Consider the following 15,814-nt stretch of genomic DNA (forward strand, 5'->3'; position numbering starts at 1 on the left):
AATATTAATGAAGAATAAAATTACTGACCGGGAATTTGTAAAGTTTCATTGTTTACAAATTAAATCTGACCGCTTTTACGTCATTATATACATTAATGGGCAAGGATGTTCTTCATTGCAGCAACTTTGAAACACGGCCTTTCAGCGAATTGCTTCTATCCCATAATATATAAACCAGCTCTGGCAAGCAAGTATTAGTTATCCAATTGTCCGGACGATATTAACACATCGCGTGGTTTACTTCCGTTCTGTGTGCCGATGACCCCCATGTTTTCCATCGCATCCATCAACCTTGCAGCCCGATTGTAACCAATTTTAAAATGACGCTGAATCAATGAAGTACTGGCACTGTTTTGCTCGATGACAAAGTCAATGGCATCCTCCAGCAATTCATCCGACTCTTCCTCTTTTGTCACATCCTGCAGCAATTGTTCCTGTTCAAAAGCATAATCCGGTTCTGCTTGAGAACGCGCGTATTCGGTTACACGCTCGATTTCCTCATCCGAGACAAAAGCCCCCTGAAGCCTTATGCTTTTGCCAGCCCCGTTTTCTATGAACAGCATATCGCCTTTTCCAAGAAGCTTTTCAGCTCCCCCCGTATCAATTATTGTTTTTGAATCAACTTGCGACGATACACTGAAAGCGATTCGGGTCGGTATATTTGCTTTAATTAAGCCAGTGATAACGTCAACAGACGGGCGCTGTGTGGCCAGCAATAGATGTATACCGCACGCACGGGCTTTCTGAGCAATCCGACTGATGGAATCCTCAACATCCTGTGGCGCAACCATCATCAAATCAGCAAGTTCGTCAATGACAATGACAATGAAGGGCATTTTGTCTTCGGTTCGACCTTGTTTTGTCATATTTTGGTTAAAACGCTCAATATCACGGACACCTTCTTGGACGAAAGAATCGTAGCGTTTTTCCATTTCTTTAACCGCCCATTTTAAAGCAGCCGTCGCCGCCTTCACATCGGTAATTACCGGTGATATAAGGTGCGGAATCCCATTGTACGGTGCTAATTCAACCATTTTCGGATCGATAAGCATAAATTTGACTTCTTCATAATCAGCTTTATACAAAAGACTGAGCAATATTGTATTGATACAGACACTTTTTCCCGATCCGGTTGCACCGGCAATCAGCCCGTGTGGCATCTTTTGAATATTTGTTACAAGCGGATCGCCTTCAATACTCAGACCCAGCCCTATCGTTAAAGGGGACGTGCTTGATTGAAAGGTATCTTTCTCAAATATTTCCTGCAGGCTGACCGTCTGTGGATGCTTATTTGGAATCTCGATACCAATCGTGTGTTTTCCCGGAATTGGCGCTTCAATCCGTATGTCTTTTGCTGCCAGGCTTAATTTAAGGTCATCGCTGAGATTTTTAATTTTGCTCACTTTAACGCCTGGTTCAGGCTGCACTTCAAACCGTGTAACAGAAGGGCCTTGTGTGACATTAACTACTGTGGCACGGACATTGAAGTGCTTTAACGTTTTTTCCAGAAGCTGCTTTTGGTTTTGCATCCATAATTTATCCTGCTCTGTTTTCTCCTCGGGATCATTTAATAAATGATAAGGGAATGGATTCTTTTTTTGAACTTCCGTTTTACTTGGTTTATCGCGACCTCCTGTTTGCTCACGGAACGATTTTTTTCGCTGAGCGTAATTTCTTTTATCATTTGCTGACATCAAGACATTAAATGGCGGTGTTACCGAACCTGATTTATCTTTCTTTTCTTGCTTTTGCCTGTTCGGACGCGATTTCCTCGCCCTCGCATGTTCCGGTGTTGGTCTTTCAGCAGCTTCAGATGCATTTTGTTTAGCAGGTGCGTTATTGGACGGGACAGGATTTTCCGGTGCTGCACTTGCCGTTGGTGTTTCATCGTTTTTGGTGAATGTCGTGTCAGCTTCCGCTTTTTCCTCTGTTGCTGCGATTTCCTTTTCAGCTGACAACGCTTCATTATGGTCCTGCTTTCGTTTGTATGCCGGTATATCCTCAATTGGTGATTCCTTTTTTTGAAAACCATACACCGGTGATGGCACATCGCTTGGTTTAAACGGCTCCTTTGAATCAGGTATTTCGATTTTGCGAATTCCCTGAGATTCTTGATTGTCTGTGTGGTTGACATCACGAGGATATACAGGATTCGGCTGGTTGTTTTCTTTTACTGTTTTTCGCTGGTATGCCGGTATATCGGTTGATTCCTTTTGCCGCGGTTTATCCGGGATGACAGGAAATCGAAAAGGCCTCTCAGCAGGGTATTGATAGGTTATTCGTGTATGGATGTTCTGATTGCCATTAACAGGTTTTTCAGCGTGTTTAACATCCTCTTCTTCTTCCTTTTCCTCAAAAAAGAACCGGCTGAGTTTTTCTTTCCAACGACCCCACATATGTATTCACTCATTTCTTTATAATTCAAGTAATATCATTTTAGCAGTTTTTTAGTGAAATTGTAATGAACCGTGTGTTCTCATATGTTTGCACATATTCGCTACAGCCTCGTTTAAGGATTTTCATTAAAAAACAACCCGTGTCAATCGACAAAGGTTGTTTTTGTTTTAAAACTCAAATGGCTCACCTGTTTTATATGTGTCATCCAGCACATAAATTCCTTTCTCCTCAGGTGCATCAGGAAGACCCAATTCTTTTTGTGAGCATATCATACCGTTCGATGGGGTGCCACGTAATTTTGTCGGTTTAATCTTCATTCCACCGGGCATGACAGCTCCAACTTTTGCCACCACTACTTTCTGTCCTTTATCAACATTCGGAGCGCCGCATACAATCTGCAGTTGCTCATCCCCTGTATCAACCTGGCAGACACTTAATTTATCAGCATCTTCATGCTGGGACTTTTCAACGACATGACCGACAACAAACTTCGGACTTAAATCAAAATCCAGCACATCATCCAGCCCATTTTGATTGAAAGCCTGTTTCATTTGATCAAGCATTTCTTCCGTCATACTGATTTTCCCATTTCCACTAAGGTTAAAGTATGAGGAAGCTTTAAAAATGTTATAGCCGATAACATTTCCCTGGCTATTTTTTATTTTCGTAATATCACCATAGTTGTCATGGGTGACCTTGTACCGATTTTCGTCCTCAATTGGTATTATCAAAACGTCCCCTATTCCTGTTTGATTGTAAAATACATCCATCGTGTTTCATTCCTTTCTATTTCTTTTCAGGTCGGTTTTTCGCAAGTATAAAGACTGGTTCCAGTGTTTTATTTTCATAAATAAATGAGAGTGATGTGATTGGAATCCGCCCTTCCGCAAAAAATTTCATCGTCATTTGTGCCAATATGTCATATCCTGCCTTATTTTGAATATCAGCAAAAATCAACACATCCTGATGCGGGACAGCGACCGCTAACTCACCTTTCGTATTGGCCAGCATTTCTTCAAGAAGCGCTTCATTTAAGATGCGGCTGGCGTCATAGCCGTCCTGGGACGCGATAAAATAAAAGTCATTATCAGCAACAGTGTCTTTTTTATAGTCGTTTTTTAAAGATCGGACATTGAACGTGGCGATTTCATCCATTCGTTCCTGGCTCCAGCCCTCTTCTGCGAGCATCGACTCATCGATCAACTGATAGGACTTCCCCAAATCCAACGCATAATAAACGCGCGTTTCTGCCGTGTGGTCTTTATAGATAAGCTTTTTGCCGCCTTTTGTTTCGGTGGTAAATGAGGTTGCACGGATAACCGGAAAAATGTTTTTCTCCATCCCGGACAAATGATGGTCTTCATGCATAATTTTTAATGCTTCTGAGACATGTTCTTCGAGGTTATCAATTGCTGCTTCACCACGCTCATTATACTTAGAAACAACATTCGGCAGTGTGATGGTCATCCCCTGGCCTGTATCTTTCCATTCAATGCGAAATGTATCTTTATCACGATTGTAGGATGTTTTGTAATTTTCGTTCGCCAACCGCTCTTGGAGTATTTTTTTCATTTTTAAACTTGTCATTTTCATCCTTCAGGTCTCTCCTTTTATGAGCTGACTTTATCCATGATTCCCATTAACTCCTCTTTCCAGCGGATAATACTGCGATCACGTTTTCAGCTTTTATAATATCGGATAATTGTTTTTCTGTTTCAGTTGGTTTCCTCTTAGAATATCACTACTTGCTAATGCCTATCATATCCTTGATTCACTATGTTTTCAATCATCCTGCTGTCCATGTTTCATGCTTAGATATCTTTTCCAATAATACAGTTACGATTGTTTTTTGTTTGCGTTGGCCGCCAAAACAGGTAAGATAGAATCAGATACATTATTATGGGAGGAATTTTAATGGAACTAACCGTCTATCTGGCAGGTCAAATCCATGATGATTGGCGCGAGGAGCTGAAATCAAAAGCAAAAGAGAAAGAGCTTCCTCTGACGTTTGTTGCACCACAGACAAACCACGATCGTTCCGACAATGTAGGGGAAGACATTCTTGGCCAGCAGCCGGGAAATGTGTATAAAGACGATGCGGCATCTGGTATAAATAATTTGCGTACCGAAGTACTGATGCAAAAATCAGACGTCGTTATTGCACTATTCGGCGAAAAATATAAGCAGTGGAATACGGCCATGGATGCCAGCGCAGCCATGACGATGGGTAAACCTACGATTCTCGTACGACCTGAGTCACTCATTCACCCACTGAAAGAACTTTCCAATAAAGCAAATGTTACGGTGGAAACCATTGATCAGGCACTTGATGTATTAAACTACATTTATGAATGAAAAAGCCAAGCCATAAGCGATTAACTAAAAGAAAAGGCGAACGATTGTTAAAAGGAAAAGCGGAGCCACTCAGTAAAATTGCGTCGCTAATCCTCTTTATCGTTCGTCTTTTATATTGATTATGTGCGTTGCCAATATTCCCACTGTCCGTGCAATAGCTTAACGACATGTGTAAACATGTCCTGCCTGGAAATACGGTCATTCGTAAAGATACCAATTGCACCCTCTTTTTTCCGCACATTTTTCCTTTTTGCATAGCCATCCATGATGTCCCCAAGCTCGACGCCTTTCAGCAATTCCTGTTCAATCTCTTTCGGCAGCAAAACTCGTGCACCGGCAGCAGTAAAACGTGTATTCTCCCGGGTAATCAGCGAGCCCCAATTACATAGGTAAAGATCTTCTCCTACGTACATTACACCGCCTTCCAGCCCAATGCTGAGATCTGCAGGGACTGTTTTCAAGCTTCCGGCAGCCCGGTTTATGGCGCCTTCCCTTGTTTCCTGGTCCGAAAATGGCTGACTCCTGACTAAAGAAGGTACATCGGCAGGACTCACCTCGTCCTTTGTAAAAACTGCTTTCACTGCTGCAATCTTCGCTGGATTACCGGATCCAATTACAATTCGCATATGCTAACGTTATTTCGCTTTAATTGAGTCAACTGTACTTTGATCCGTTGACTTCACTAATTTGAGCAGTAATTCTTTGGCCGCCTCATAATCATCAACATGAATGATTGATGAAGACGTATGGATGTAGCGTGAACAAATGCCAACAACCGCTGATGGCACACCACTATTGGACAAATGAACGCTGCCGGCATCCGTGCCGCCCTGTGAAACGAAGAACTGATAAGGAATATTACCCGATTCTGCTGTATCCAGAATAAATTCGCGCATGCCGCGATGTGTAATCATTGTCTGATCAAAAACCCGCAGCAAAGCCCCTTTGCCCAACTGGCCGAACTCCTGATCGTCACCCGACATGTCGTTAGCTGGTGAGGCGTCAAGCGCATAAAAGATATCCGGCTCAATCATGTTGGCAGCCACTTTAGCACCTCGGAGTCCTACTTCTTCCTGAACGGTTGCACCCGAGTAAAGCTGGTTCGGGACTTTTTCGCCCTGCAGTTCTTTTAATAATTCAACTGAAAGTCCACAGCCATAACGATTATCCCACGCTTTTGCCATGATTTTTTTCTCATTGGCCATCGGTGTGAACGGACAAATCGGCACAATCGATTGTCCCGGTTTAATACCTATTTTGGCTGCATCATCTTTGTCGTCGGCGCCAATGTCAATCAGCATATCTTTTGTATCCATCGGCTTTTTACGCTGCTCAGGTGATAGGTTATGCGGTGGAATTGACCCGATTACACCGACCACTGGGCCGTTATCAGTCATAATTTGCACGCGCTGGGCAAGCAGTACCTGGCTCCACCAGCCACCCAATGTTTGGAATCGAATCATGCCATTTTTAGTAATTTGGGTGACCATAAACCCAACTTCATCCATATGACCTGCAACCATGACGCGTGGTCCATCACCTTTTTTTACGCCAAACACACCGCCCAGGTTATCTTGTATAAGCTCATCAGAGTACTTCTCAAGTTCTGCGCGCATAAATTTCCTGACAGCATGCTCATTCCCTGGTGCACCTTGTAATTCCGTAAGATTTTTAAATAAATCCATCGTTTCCTGATTCATCTGCGTTCCCTCCACCTAATTATGTAATAAGTTCAGTATAACGGAAAACAGTGACATCTTTCCAGCAAACAATGGTGTAACGGTTTTTATTTCAGTTGCTTTCCGTTATAATAACAGTAGCGTGTAGAAATTGTTTAATAATTATTGAAGAGGTGACAGAAATGAAAGCCAGAAATGCAGTTATTGCTGCCGGGGCTGGTCTTGCGGCAGGCTTTGTAGTAAAGCAGCAGCTCGATCGTTATCAAAAAATCACACCTGAAAAGGCACTAAAGCATGCAAAGGAAACATTTAAAAAACAGGGGCCAATCAGTGGATCCTGGATTTACATGAAACCTGAAGAGGTTGAAAGAAACGGATTATTGTACAACGCCTATCGTGGCGGTGTTACGCGGAATATTGACGGTGAAAACAAGCAATACGAATTTTATATTGACGTTGACACAGGAGCTGTTATTGACTCTGTTGAAACAGCGTAATACAGCAGTTAAAAAGAGACTGGGACAAAACTTTTATCCCAGCCTCTTATTATTCATAATCATAACGCTCCCGCTTGACTTCATCTAATACATTTCCCGATTCATCAAATTTAATTGCACGGTAATAGGCATCATGATAGAACGTATACCACGCTTGTTTCTGATACCCAACTGCCATCCATTTCTCTTTCTCATGAACTGAAGTTACGGGATAGTCATCATATGCCATCACCCATAGCTTATTTTGGTGAGCGTGCGTTGCCATAATATCGGCCATATGAAGCCACGTTTCATCGCCGTCTTCAAACACCAAAATTGAATGGCCATCACTGTGCCCACCGGTATGGATCAACTTTAATCCATTGGTAATTGTAATCTCATCTTCAAATGTTTCGACCTGCTCCGCTATCGGTTCCCAGTTCATTTTCCAGTATGTATTTGCTGAACGGATATTCGGGTTCCGCATTTCATCCCACTCTACCTGCGACACATAAATTTCCGCATTTTTAAAAACTGGCTCATACCCGTCACCTGCTGGTCGGGTCAGCCCGCACGCATGGTCAAAATGCAAATGTGTCATCAGCACAGCATTAATATCATCCACCGTTAAACTCAGCTTTTCCAATGACCGGTCAATCGATGATTCCTCCAAGACACCAAAATTTCGAAGTTGTTTGCTCGTTAATTTTCCATTCCCAATCCCCGATTCAATCAAGTAGTTTTTTCCGTCAATTTGAACCAATATTGGATCGGTTCTAAGTTCAATCTGATTTTTTTCATTACTTGGATACTTTTTTCCCCATAGAGGTTTTGGCACAACACCAAACATTGCACCGCCATCAAGAAAATTAACGCCACCGTTCAGCCATGTCAGTTTACCTCTGCCAATTTGCATCGTTTCCAAATAAAACGCCTCCTCTCCTCTATTACCAGTCTAGCTAAAATAAGTTCCTGTGTAAAGATTGCATTCGCTGAAGAAAAAAGAACCCTGCCAGAGGGTTCACGGAAATTGTGCTCGGCAGCGATAAATACGCTGGCCCTTCGCTGAAAATTTTTCTTCATATTCCGTCATAATATTTAAAGGGTCTTCTTCATTATGAAGATCCAAATTGACTTCCCGGAGTTCAAGACCAAATTGAGAAAAGCTGACGAGCGAGTATTCAAACAGTCCTTGGTTATCAGTTTTTAACACGATTTCACCTTCCGGATGCAAAATAGATTGATACTGTTCAAGGAAGGTGTGAAATGTGAGCCTTCGTTTTGCGTGTCGTTTCTTTGGCCAGGGATCAGAAAAGTTCAAATAAATGACCGAAATTTCATTTTCCGCGAACAGCTCATTTAAACCAGCTGCATCACCATGTATAAGCAGCACATTATCCTGCTCTGACGCTTTCACCTTGCTCCCTGCCATCACGATGATACTTTTAGCCAGTTCAATACCTATAAAATTTATATCTGGATGCTGTTCAGCCATTCCCGTAATAAACTGACCTTTTCCGGTTCCAATCTCTAAATGAATGGGGTTATCATTTCCGAATAATTGGCCCCACTCCCCTTTTTTCGATGCCGCATCCGGAATAACCAGTTGCGTATTATTTTTCAAAAAGTCATCCGCCCACGGCTTATGGCGCTGTCGCATGTTTACTTCTCCTTTTATTATATTTGTCGCTTAAAAAGCATCGCAATCTTTACGTCATTGCAAGCATAAAATTTAACGAATCAGCTAACACTCTAAATTGAGGTGATTTAAATGGTATTGACTACTCACAACCAATTACAATTGTTGCAGGATATTTTAACTGAACAGAACGACGATTGCTGCGGTGAAATTTCCGAATACCAGCAAATTAAACGATTGGTACAAACAATGATTGCAAATAATAGTATATCCGATGAACAACTTCTGCAGCTGCTGCCTGAAATATATAATTATGGCAGACAGGGAGAGATAGCTCAGAATGACGAAGAACATATTATCTCCAATAAAACAAATATTCAAACATGGGTTAATGCTATTCGAAAAACTAGCTTAGAATAGATTTTTCAACATATCTGTTTAAACCCTGCAGGTCAGATAAACAGCTTTGGACTTTATCAGCCCGGTTTCGTTCATAGTGCCATACTAAATAATAGAGAGCGTCAATGATTAAATACCAATACATGCGTTCATATAAATGCTCGTCCTTGTCCAGGCCGTATCGAACCAGCCATGCGCCCCAATCTTCCGGCGGTACATACCATTTTAAAACAAAACCATAATCCATCGCCGGATCGGCAATCGTTGCATTATCCCAGTCAACCAGATAAAGTTGTCCTTTTGTTGTCAAAATAACATTATTATGATTCAGATCGCAGTGACACACAACTTGATGCTGATTGCGGGTAACAGGAAGCAGCTGCTCCAAAAAGTGAATAGCTTTCGTAACTTCTCTATACGTATGCATTAATTCGCTGGCATTTAATTGTTCTTTGATATCAGCAAAACGTTCATCAGGTGTAGCCGGCTTGTTGCCGAGACGCATGAGCATATGAAGAAGTTCAGATGACCCATGTATTTTCCGAAGCAAGTCAGCCACCTGTGGATGCTGCATTTCTTCCGCTTTCAATTCTCTTCCTTCCAACCATTTTTGGGCGGTTATGACGTCGCCGTTCTCCATCCGCTTCGTAAATACAAGCTTGGGAACAATCCCTTCCGCTGACAAAACGGCTAAAAATGGAGAAGAATTTCGCTTTAAAAATAATCGCCTGTCCCCCTTCTCAGCGATATAAGCATCACCTGTTAATCCGCCGGCAGGTGTAATATTCCAATCTTTTCCGACTGCTTGTTGGAGCCAATTCACCATTAATACCTCAATTCGTTAATTAAATTCATTTCTGTAAAGTGAACACCTGGGAAAAACCTCATCATTACTAATATTGTGGTGTGAGAATAGGTTATCTGAAAAACATTTTGCTTTCAAGCAAACTTACATTCCCATCACATCGATATATGACGGATATGGTTTGTTATTCATTTCGAACAAAGTGAGAAAGTAGCGTACCTTCTTTAAACTGTGTCATTAGGAAATACGCTGTTATCATCAGATTCCCACTCAGGTCGCTTAATTGCTGTTGTCCGGCAATTTTTTAATAAATGTTCCGCCGTTTTAAGCTGATGATTTTTTAATGGCGAGACAAGGTTTCTTTTTTCTGCAAACCAGTCTTCATACGCATGCTTACCTACGAGTTTAGTATTGTACGGCGCTTTAAGCGAGGCAATATGATTTGTCGGTGATAAAACAACTTTACTGATTGGCAGCGCAATATCCGCCTGTTTCAGAATGCTCTTTAAGATCTTCTCTGTACGCTTTAATGCAAGCAATGGACTCAAAATTTTTGTTTCACTTTTTGCTTCTTCCTTAACAAGCCAGGTCCGTTCCCCATCAGCCGTAATCAGTGTTCCAGGCTGCTTTTCAATCAGATATAGAATCTCGATTCCGATTGGACTGATTAAAATAATCTCACCATCCACGGGTGCCTTTTTAACATTGAAGACAGGGTGGTACATGACGAGAAATGTATCAGGAAACCGTTTGAGAAAGTATTTCAGACGATCATTTGCATAATACGTTTGATCCACAAACGACACTTCCGTAACTGTAGAAGATGCCCACTTCAATTGGACCGGGTATAATTTATCCAGAAAATAGTGACGCAATTCATTTTCAGTTGCGGGCAAATCCGTTACATCTGAATTTTTCGCCGTTTCTTCAGCAGTTTTTCTAAATCCAAATTTAAACAACGACTTCCACTTGGATGCAGCAGGTTCCATATTCGCTTGTTGTTGATCACCCACGAACGCTTCGTTCCGCCACAGGTGATAAAGTTTTTTCCAATTATCCTGTTTCATCCGTATGAACTGACTCGGATAACGGTAAGCATTCCATTCATATCTTGAAACGTAATCCTCCAGCTTGATCAGCTGAGCCATTACTGTTCCCTCCCCCGAGAAAATTTATAAGCTTCTTCAATTCCGTATTTAGGCTTTTTCCCCGGATGAATCCTGAAAAGAACGACTTGATTAACTGCAATCGGTTGGTGCCCTGTATAGCGGCTTTTCACCTCGGGAATTCGATCTGTTTTACCTGCCGATTTTTTCGCTAGTGTGATATGTGGTGAATAAGGTCTTTTCTCTTGTTTAAAACCCGACTCGAACGCGATTCCCTCCACATATTGCTGAAGATCCATCAATTCAGGCTTTCGTTCAACTCCTGTCCATAATACCCGTGGGTTTTCAGGATTACCGAACGTTCCTAAACCGCCAGTCATCAGCGAAAACGAATTAAAATTTCTTATTTGGGCCATTAAGCGGATTAACATGTTTAGCTGCTCTTCACTAACCGCCCCGAGAAATTTTAACGTAATATGTAAATCTTCAGGGTGTACCCACTGCTTAAAAGGTAATTCCGGTTTAAGTGCACGCTGCCACCCGGCAAGCTTTTCTTTTAGAGACGATGGAAGCGGAACAGCAATAAAATAATGCGGTGAATTCATATAAACCCTCATTTTTTTAGTGTTATAAGCGTAAGCTGTATTGATGAATTTACTAAAATTTAATACTTTTTAACTTTTCATTCATGCATTTTAGCGGTAAAATTGAGTTAGCGGCTCAGAGCTTGCACCAAAGATAATGAATTCCTTAGGGAGTGATTATTTGAGTCATTCGACATCTCGTATGCTTATGCGAGTGAAAGCTGTTTACCTTTACATAAGAGAAAAAGGGACAGTTTCGACCCAGGAAATTGCTGAAGAATTTGGAACAACTGACCGCACTATTCAACGTGACTTAAGTATTTTAACCCACAACGGGCTCGTGAAAAGCCCTGTACGGGGTAAATGGAAAACAACAACCAAACCTGTCAAAGTCTCTTCCTAATCAGAAGTTCAGCTGACACTGTGTATGTCAGCCTTTTTTTTGAGGTTTTAACTTATTGATTTCAGATTCAGTGAGTTCACGGAACTTCCCTGTTTCCAGTTCTTCATCAAGCTTTAAACTTCCCATTTGGATTCGCTTCAAATAAATGACCTTTTTTCCGACCGCTTCAAACATTCGTTTCACTTGATGAAACTTGCCTTCTGTCACTGTCACGTTGACTAACGATACATCCTTAGATTCTAATATCTCTAGCGTTGCTGGCTTTGCAATAAGACCGTCATCTAATTGAACACCTTTTTGGAATTCTTGAACATCAGCTTCTGTGACACGTCCACTGATATGCGCAAAATATGTTTTTTCGACATCTTTTTTTGGTGACGTCAGCTGGTGGCCTAAATCCCCATCGTTTGTAATCAAAAGAAGTCCTTCTGTGTCTTTATCAAGCCTGCCCACAGGAAATGGTTCAAAAAGCTGATATGCTTCAGGCAGAAGATCGATCACAGTTTTATTATGGTTATCCGTTGTAGCAGATATATAACCGGGCGGTTTATTCAGCAAAATATAAACGTATTCACGATAGCTTATAATGGTATCATTTACTCTCACTGTGTCCTTTTCCAAATTAACTTTGGTACCACTATCTTTAACAACTTTGTCATTTATTGTCACATGCTTTTTCTTAATGAGTGCTCTGACATCTTTTCGGCTTCCAAATCCTTTATTTGCCAGTATTTTATCCAAACGCATTGATAACCTCCATTCACCGCTTGAAGAATCGATCCAGAACCCTTACACGGTCACCTAAGACACGCTCAAGCAATGTTGATTGATAACTGAACCATAAATAAACACTTCCACCGCCTGCGACCCCTGCGGCCAGCATGATGGCAGCTGCCAGGCGTGAAGTTTCATATTCCAGAAAAATACCAAACAGCCATTTAAGCAAACCAATGGCAATTAACATGAACACCGAAAAAATAATAATCAGCAAGAAACGTTTAAACGTTTGTTTAAACGGAAATTCAATTGATTTTTTAATGCGCCACAGGTTGAGTGCAACCGCCGTTCCTGCAGCAAGCCCGGTGCCGAAAATTGCACCCTTTGGGCCAAATGTATGGATTAGCTGAATATTAAACAACACTTTAATTAAGACCCCGGCTGATAAGCTGATAACAGCGAACTGCTGCTGGTTGATGCCTTGCAGAATAGCTGCTGTAACTGTAAACAAAGCAAAAAACAATGCAACAGGTGCGTACCAGCCCAACAATGTGCCGGTCGTTTCGATATTGTGCATACCATAAAGCGCGCCATAAGCGACGTCAGATAATGCGGACAATCCAACAACAGCCGGGACAACGAGCACCAGCACAATTTGCAACGCCTGATTAATTTGCTCGAACAGTACTGACCAATTTGCTTGTGTGAACGTTTTTGTTAAAGCGGGTATAATTGCCAGCGACATTCCAGTTGCGATTGTTACCGGAATAATGACCAGTTTGTGCCCGTAATAATTAATTGCAGAATAAGCTGCATCAAACAATTCCTTTTGGCCAATAGCAGTCATTGCACGTTCCACCGTGAATTGGTCCACAAGCTGATATAATGGAATTGCAATACCGACTAATATAAACGGACCTGCATATCGAAAAAGCTCAGAAAACAGATTTTTTGTTGGAATATCATATGTGTACTGTTGTTGTTCTAAATTTTTATGGATATTTGCTTTCCGTTTGCGCCAATAAAATACTAGCACCACACAAGATGCCAATGCTCCGATAAATGCCGCAAAAGTTGCGAATCCAACTGCTGTAACGACTGTGCCCCCAACAACTTGTGTAACGATAAAAGCAGCAACCAGAATAAAACCGATTCGCACTATTTGTTCAACCACCTGCGAAACCGCGGTAGGTCCCATTGACTGGTAGCCTTGAAAGAAACCGCGCGTGATACTCATAGGCGGTATAAGCAACAAAGCAAAACTGACCATTTTTATAACCATTGTGACATCTTCAACAGCAATGTTTCCTGTCGCTTCATTTGTTATCATCATACCGGCAAGCCATTCCGCACTGAAAAAAAGTCCTAAGAAGGCGAGAAAGCCGGTGATGGCCATTAATATAATACCTGCCCGGTACATTCTTAAGCCTGTTTCGTAATCACCTAAGGCATTATATTTTGATACAAATTTTGATACGGCTAAAGGTACGCCTATTGTCGAAATGCTTATTAATATACTGTAAGGTGTATACGCAAGTGAAAACAGTGTACCGCCTGTTTCCCCTACAAGTTCGTTAAATGGGATAACATAAATCATCCCGAGAAATTTTGATAAAAACGTTGCACCGGTCAAGAGCATGGTGCCTCTTACAATATTCGACATTGTTTCACCTGCATTTTAAAAATTCAATTCAATATTCATATTATCACAGAAAAGCTCCGCTTACGCTATTATTATGGATTTAAGTGAATCGTTTTTAGGGTTATAGAAATCGTGGTATGCTAGCTAAGGAAAGGAATGAAGAAAATTGTCATACGATGTCGTTGTAATCGGCGGAGGACCGTCAGGATTAATGGCTTCCATAGCCGCAGCTGAAAAAGGAGCAAAAACGCTGTTACTGGAAAAAGGCAGAAAGTTAGGCACCAAATTGGCTATTTCAGGCGGAGGGCGCTGTAACGTTACAAACAGACTTCCTGAAGAAGAAGTCATTAAGCATATACCCGGGAATGGAAAATTTTTATTCAGCCCTTTTTCCGTTTTTAATAATTACGATATCATTGCTTTTTTTGAGGAGATGGGAGTCGATCTAAAAGAAGAAGATCATGGACGAATGTTCCCGGTCTCCAATTCGGCAAAAACAGTTGTCAATGCGTTAATAAACAAGCTGGATGAACTCGGTGCAGAAGTTCGTATGAAGACGCCTGTAAAAGCTGTTCACTATGACCAGAACGAACACACCGTTATTCTGGACAGCGGTGAGAAATTATACACTAAATCACTAATCATCGCAGTCGGAGGCAAAGCTGTACCGCACACAGGGTCCACAGGTGACGGTTACAGCTGGGCAAAGAAAGCTGGGCATACTGTCACGGCATTATACCCGACAGAAGTAGCTCTTACGTCAAATGAAGCATTTATTCAAAACAGGAGCTTGCAGGGATTATCCTTAAGAGATGTCTCCCTCTCAGTTTTAAACAAAAAAGGCAAACCAATTATTACTCACCGAATGGACATGATATTCACCCATTTCGGCATCTCAGGACCAGCCGTTTTGCGCTGTTCACAATTTGCAGTAAAAGAACTCATGAAAGGGCATGAGAAAGTCTCGATGCTGCTGGATGTTTTACCTGACAAACAAAAAGACCACTTGATACAGGAAATTTTAAAAAACATGGAAAACAGTCCTAAAAAGTCATTCAAAAATATTTTAAAAGGACTTGTGCCCGAAAGACTTTTGGACCACATGCTCACGATTCACAAGATCGATGGCGAACAGAAATCTGCAACAGTGTCAAAAGAAGCCGTGCGTAATGTAATACACGACTTGAAGCACTTCCGTTTTGACGTTCATGGCTCGCTTCCGTTGAAAAAAGCATTTGTAACCGGTGGCGGTGTCTCGATAAAAGAGGTCGTTCCAAAAACCTTGCAATCCAAGTTTATGCACGGTCTGTACTTTTGCGGTGAAATATTGGACATCCATGGCTATACCGGCGGTTATAATATCACCTCCGCGCTGGTAACCGGACGCCTTGCAGGGCTAAATGCGGCGGCAGAAAATAAAGCCGGGTCAGACGTTTGAGTTTTCGGCAGATGTTTTGAATGGCCGGTTAGTGTTTTGAATCTCCAGCTCATATTTTGATTCTCCGGAACATATTTTAATCTTCCGGAACATATTTTGATCTTCCGGAACATATTTTGATCTTCCGGAACATATTTTGATCTTCCGGAACATATTTTGATCTTCCGGAACATA

At 41.6% G+C, this 15,814-nt stretch carries 18 protein-coding genes; 5 read left to right on the forward strand and 13 right to left on the reverse strand.

The features are described from left to right. Positions 1-194 precede the first annotated feature (194 nt). The 3 genes from BMZ22_RS04325 to BMZ22_RS04335 all read right to left on the reverse strand — a co-directional run bounded on the left by BMZ22_RS04325 (position 195) and on the right by BMZ22_RS04335 (position 3,990). Complete coding sequence (locus tag BMZ22_RS04325) at positions 195-2,396, reverse strand: DNA translocase FtsK (protein WP_090081988.1); 2,202 nt, start codon at positions 2,394-2,396, stop codon at positions 195-197. Between the two features lie 168 nt (positions 2,397-2,564). Next, positions 2,565-3,167, reverse strand: a complete 603-nt coding sequence (ytpR, locus tag BMZ22_RS04330) for a YtpR family tRNA-binding protein (RefSeq protein ID WP_090081991.1) — start codon at positions 3,165-3,167, stop codon at positions 2,565-2,567. 16 nt (positions 3,168-3,183) lie between these two features. Further along, positions 3,184-3,990 carry a DUF1444 domain-containing protein gene (locus BMZ22_RS04335; RefSeq protein WP_090081993.1) on the reverse strand — a complete coding sequence of 269 codons (807 nt, stop codon included), beginning with the start codon at positions 3,988-3,990 and terminating at the stop codon, positions 3,184-3,186. Positions 3,991-4,311: 321 nt separating this feature from the next. On the opposite strand from BMZ22_RS04335, the gene BMZ22_RS04340 reads away from it, so the two are divergent. After that, positions 4,312-4,752, forward strand: a complete 441-nt coding sequence (locus BMZ22_RS04340; RefSeq protein ID WP_090081996.1) for a YtoQ family protein — start codon at positions 4,312-4,314, stop codon at positions 4,750-4,752. Positions 4,753-4,871: 119 nt separating this feature from the next. On the opposite strand, the gene BMZ22_RS04345 is transcribed toward BMZ22_RS04340, so the two are convergent. Together BMZ22_RS04345 and BMZ22_RS04350 are read right to left on the reverse strand one after the other, a co-directional pair. Further along, positions 4,872-5,378, reverse strand: coding sequence for a DUF84 family protein (locus tag BMZ22_RS04345; protein WP_090082000.1), 507 nt, complete (start codon positions 5,376-5,378; stop codon positions 4,872-4,874). Positions 5,379-5,387: 9 nt separating this feature from the next. Beyond that, positions 5,388-6,452 (reverse strand): M42 family metallopeptidase, encoded by a 1,065-nt coding sequence (locus BMZ22_RS04350; RefSeq protein WP_090082003.1) that lies wholly within the window; start codon positions 6,450-6,452, stop codon positions 5,388-5,390. A 161-nt stretch (positions 6,453-6,613) separates the two neighbouring features. Between BMZ22_RS04350 and BMZ22_RS04355 the strand changes: the two genes are divergently transcribed. Next, complete coding sequence (locus BMZ22_RS04355) at positions 6,614-6,928, forward strand: PepSY domain-containing protein (RefSeq protein ID WP_090082006.1); 315 nt, start codon at positions 6,614-6,616, stop codon at positions 6,926-6,928. A gap of 49 nt (positions 6,929-6,977) precedes the next feature. Here the strand turns inward: BMZ22_RS04355 and BMZ22_RS04360 are convergent, their stop codons facing one another. Together BMZ22_RS04360 and trmB are read right to left on the reverse strand one after the other, a co-directional pair. After that, positions 6,978-7,832, reverse strand: a complete 855-nt coding sequence (locus BMZ22_RS04360) for a YtnP family quorum-quenching lactonase (protein ID WP_090082010.1) — start codon at positions 7,830-7,832, stop codon at positions 6,978-6,980. Positions 7,833-7,928: 96 nt separating this feature from the next. After that, a complete protein-coding gene (trmB, locus tag BMZ22_RS04365; protein ID WP_090082014.1) occupies positions 7,929-8,567 on the reverse strand; it encodes a tRNA (guanosine(46)-N7)-methyltransferase TrmB in 639 nt (212 codons plus the stop codon). A 111-nt stretch (positions 8,568-8,678) separates the two neighbouring features. On the opposite strand from trmB, the gene BMZ22_RS04370 reads away from it, so the two are divergent. Then, entirely contained in the window at positions 8,679-8,966 is a 288-nt protein-coding gene (locus BMZ22_RS04370; protein ID WP_090082017.1) for a YtzH-like family protein, read from the forward strand. On the opposite strand, the gene BMZ22_RS04375 is transcribed toward BMZ22_RS04370, so the two are convergent. The 3 genes from BMZ22_RS04375 to thpR form a co-directional block, all read right to left on the reverse strand. Beyond that, positions 8,953-9,771: a phosphotransferase family protein gene (locus BMZ22_RS04375; protein WP_090082021.1), complete on the reverse strand. Its 819-nt coding sequence runs from the start codon at positions 9,769-9,771 to the stop codon at positions 8,953-8,955. The genes BMZ22_RS04370 and BMZ22_RS04375 overlap by 14 nt on opposite strands. A gap of 203 nt (positions 9,772-9,974) precedes the next feature. Continuing rightward, the gene (locus BMZ22_RS04380) at positions 9,975-10,898 is read right to left on the reverse strand and encodes an NERD domain-containing protein (RefSeq protein ID WP_090082025.1); all 924 of its coding nucleotides are present in this window, start codon (positions 10,896-10,898) and stop codon (positions 9,975-9,977) included. After that, the gene (thpR, locus tag BMZ22_RS04385) at positions 10,898-11,461 is read right to left on the reverse strand and encodes an RNA 2',3'-cyclic phosphodiesterase (RefSeq protein ID WP_090082030.1); all 564 of its coding nucleotides are present in this window, start codon (positions 11,459-11,461) and stop codon (positions 10,898-10,900) included. The genes BMZ22_RS04380 and thpR overlap by 1 nt, the downstream gene beginning before the upstream one ends. Before the next feature lie 160 nt (positions 11,462-11,621). Between thpR and BMZ22_RS04390 the strand changes: the two genes are divergently transcribed. Next, positions 11,622-11,843 carry a DeoR family transcriptional regulator gene (locus tag BMZ22_RS04390; protein ID WP_090082034.1) on the forward strand — a complete coding sequence of 74 codons (222 nt, stop codon included), beginning with the start codon at positions 11,622-11,624 and terminating at the stop codon, positions 11,841-11,843. A gap of 27 nt (positions 11,844-11,870) precedes the next feature. Here BMZ22_RS04390 and BMZ22_RS04395 read toward each other — a convergent pair whose 3' ends face one another. Next, entirely contained in the window at positions 11,871-12,590 is a 720-nt protein-coding gene (locus BMZ22_RS04395) for a pseudouridine synthase (RefSeq protein ID WP_090082038.1), read from the reverse strand. Positions 12,591-12,603: 13 nt separating this feature from the next. Further along, positions 12,604-14,223 carry a putative polysaccharide biosynthesis protein gene (locus BMZ22_RS04400; protein ID WP_090082042.1) on the reverse strand — a complete coding sequence of 540 codons (1,620 nt, stop codon included), beginning with the start codon at positions 14,221-14,223 and terminating at the stop codon, positions 12,604-12,606. A 145-nt stretch (positions 14,224-14,368) separates the two neighbouring features. On the opposite strand from BMZ22_RS04400, the gene BMZ22_RS04405 reads away from it, so the two are divergent. After that, positions 14,369-15,640, forward strand: a complete 1,272-nt coding sequence (locus tag BMZ22_RS04405; protein ID WP_090082046.1) for a BaiN/RdsA family NAD(P)/FAD-dependent oxidoreductase — start codon at positions 14,369-14,371, stop codon at positions 15,638-15,640. Here the strand turns inward: BMZ22_RS04405 and BMZ22_RS17080 are convergent. Then, positions 15,629-15,814 (reverse strand): hypothetical protein (locus tag BMZ22_RS17080; RefSeq protein ID WP_218144018.1); only part of this gene is annotated, 186 nt, incomplete at its 5' end. The genes BMZ22_RS04405 and BMZ22_RS17080 overlap by 12 nt on opposite strands.

Origin of the sequence: Lentibacillus persicus, assembly GCF_900112705.1 — a bacterium.
Classification (GTDB): Bacteria; Bacillota; Bacilli; order Bacillales; family Amphibacillaceae; genus Lentibacillus; species Lentibacillus persicus.

Coding starts and splice junctions, on each gene's coding strand:
- ytpR (WP_090081991.1), bottom strand. CDS start 3,167: ATGGATGTATTTTACAATCAAACAGGAATAGGGGACGTTTTGATAATA.
- BMZ22_RS04325 (WP_090081988.1), bottom strand. CDS start 2,396: ATGTGGGGTCGTTGGAAAGAAAAACTCAGCCGGTTCTTTTTTGAGGAA.
- BMZ22_RS04355 (WP_090082006.1), top strand. CDS start 6,614: ATGAAAGCCAGAAATGCAGTTATTGCTGCCGGGGCTGGTCTTGCGGCA.
- BMZ22_RS04395 (WP_090082038.1), bottom strand. CDS start 12,590: ATGCGTTTGGATAAAATACTGGCAAATAAAGGATTTGGAAGCCGAAAA.
- BMZ22_RS04400 (WP_090082042.1), bottom strand. CDS start 14,223: ATGTCGAATATTGTAAGAGGCACCATGCTCTTGACCGGTGCAACGTTT.
- BMZ22_RS04345 (WP_090082000.1), bottom strand. CDS start 5,378: ATGCGAATTGTAATTGGATCCGGTAATCCAGCGAAGATTGCAGCAGTG.
- BMZ22_RS04340 (WP_090081996.1), top strand. CDS start 4,312: ATGGAACTAACCGTCTATCTGGCAGGTCAAATCCATGATGATTGGCGC.
- trmB (WP_090082014.1), bottom strand. CDS start 8,567: ATGCGACAGCGCCATAAGCCGTGGGCGGATGACTTTTTGAAAAATAAT.
- BMZ22_RS04375 (WP_090082021.1), bottom strand. CDS start 9,771: ATGGTGAATTGGCTCCAACAAGCAGTCGGAAAAGATTGGAATATTACA.
- BMZ22_RS04370 (WP_090082017.1), top strand. CDS start 8,679: ATGGTATTGACTACTCACAACCAATTACAATTGTTGCAGGATATTTTA.
- BMZ22_RS04350 (WP_090082003.1), bottom strand. CDS start 6,452: ATGAATCAGGAAACGATGGATTTATTTAAAAATCTTACGGAATTACAA.
- BMZ22_RS04335 (WP_090081993.1), bottom strand. CDS start 3,990: ATGAAAATGACAAGTTTAAAAATGAAAAAAATACTCCAAGAGCGGTTG.
- thpR (WP_090082030.1), bottom strand. CDS start 11,461: ATGAATTCACCGCATTATTTTATTGCTGTTCCGCTTCCATCGTCTCTA.
- BMZ22_RS04380 (WP_090082025.1), bottom strand. CDS start 10,898: ATGGCTCAGCTGATCAAGCTGGAGGATTACGTTTCAAGATATGAATGG.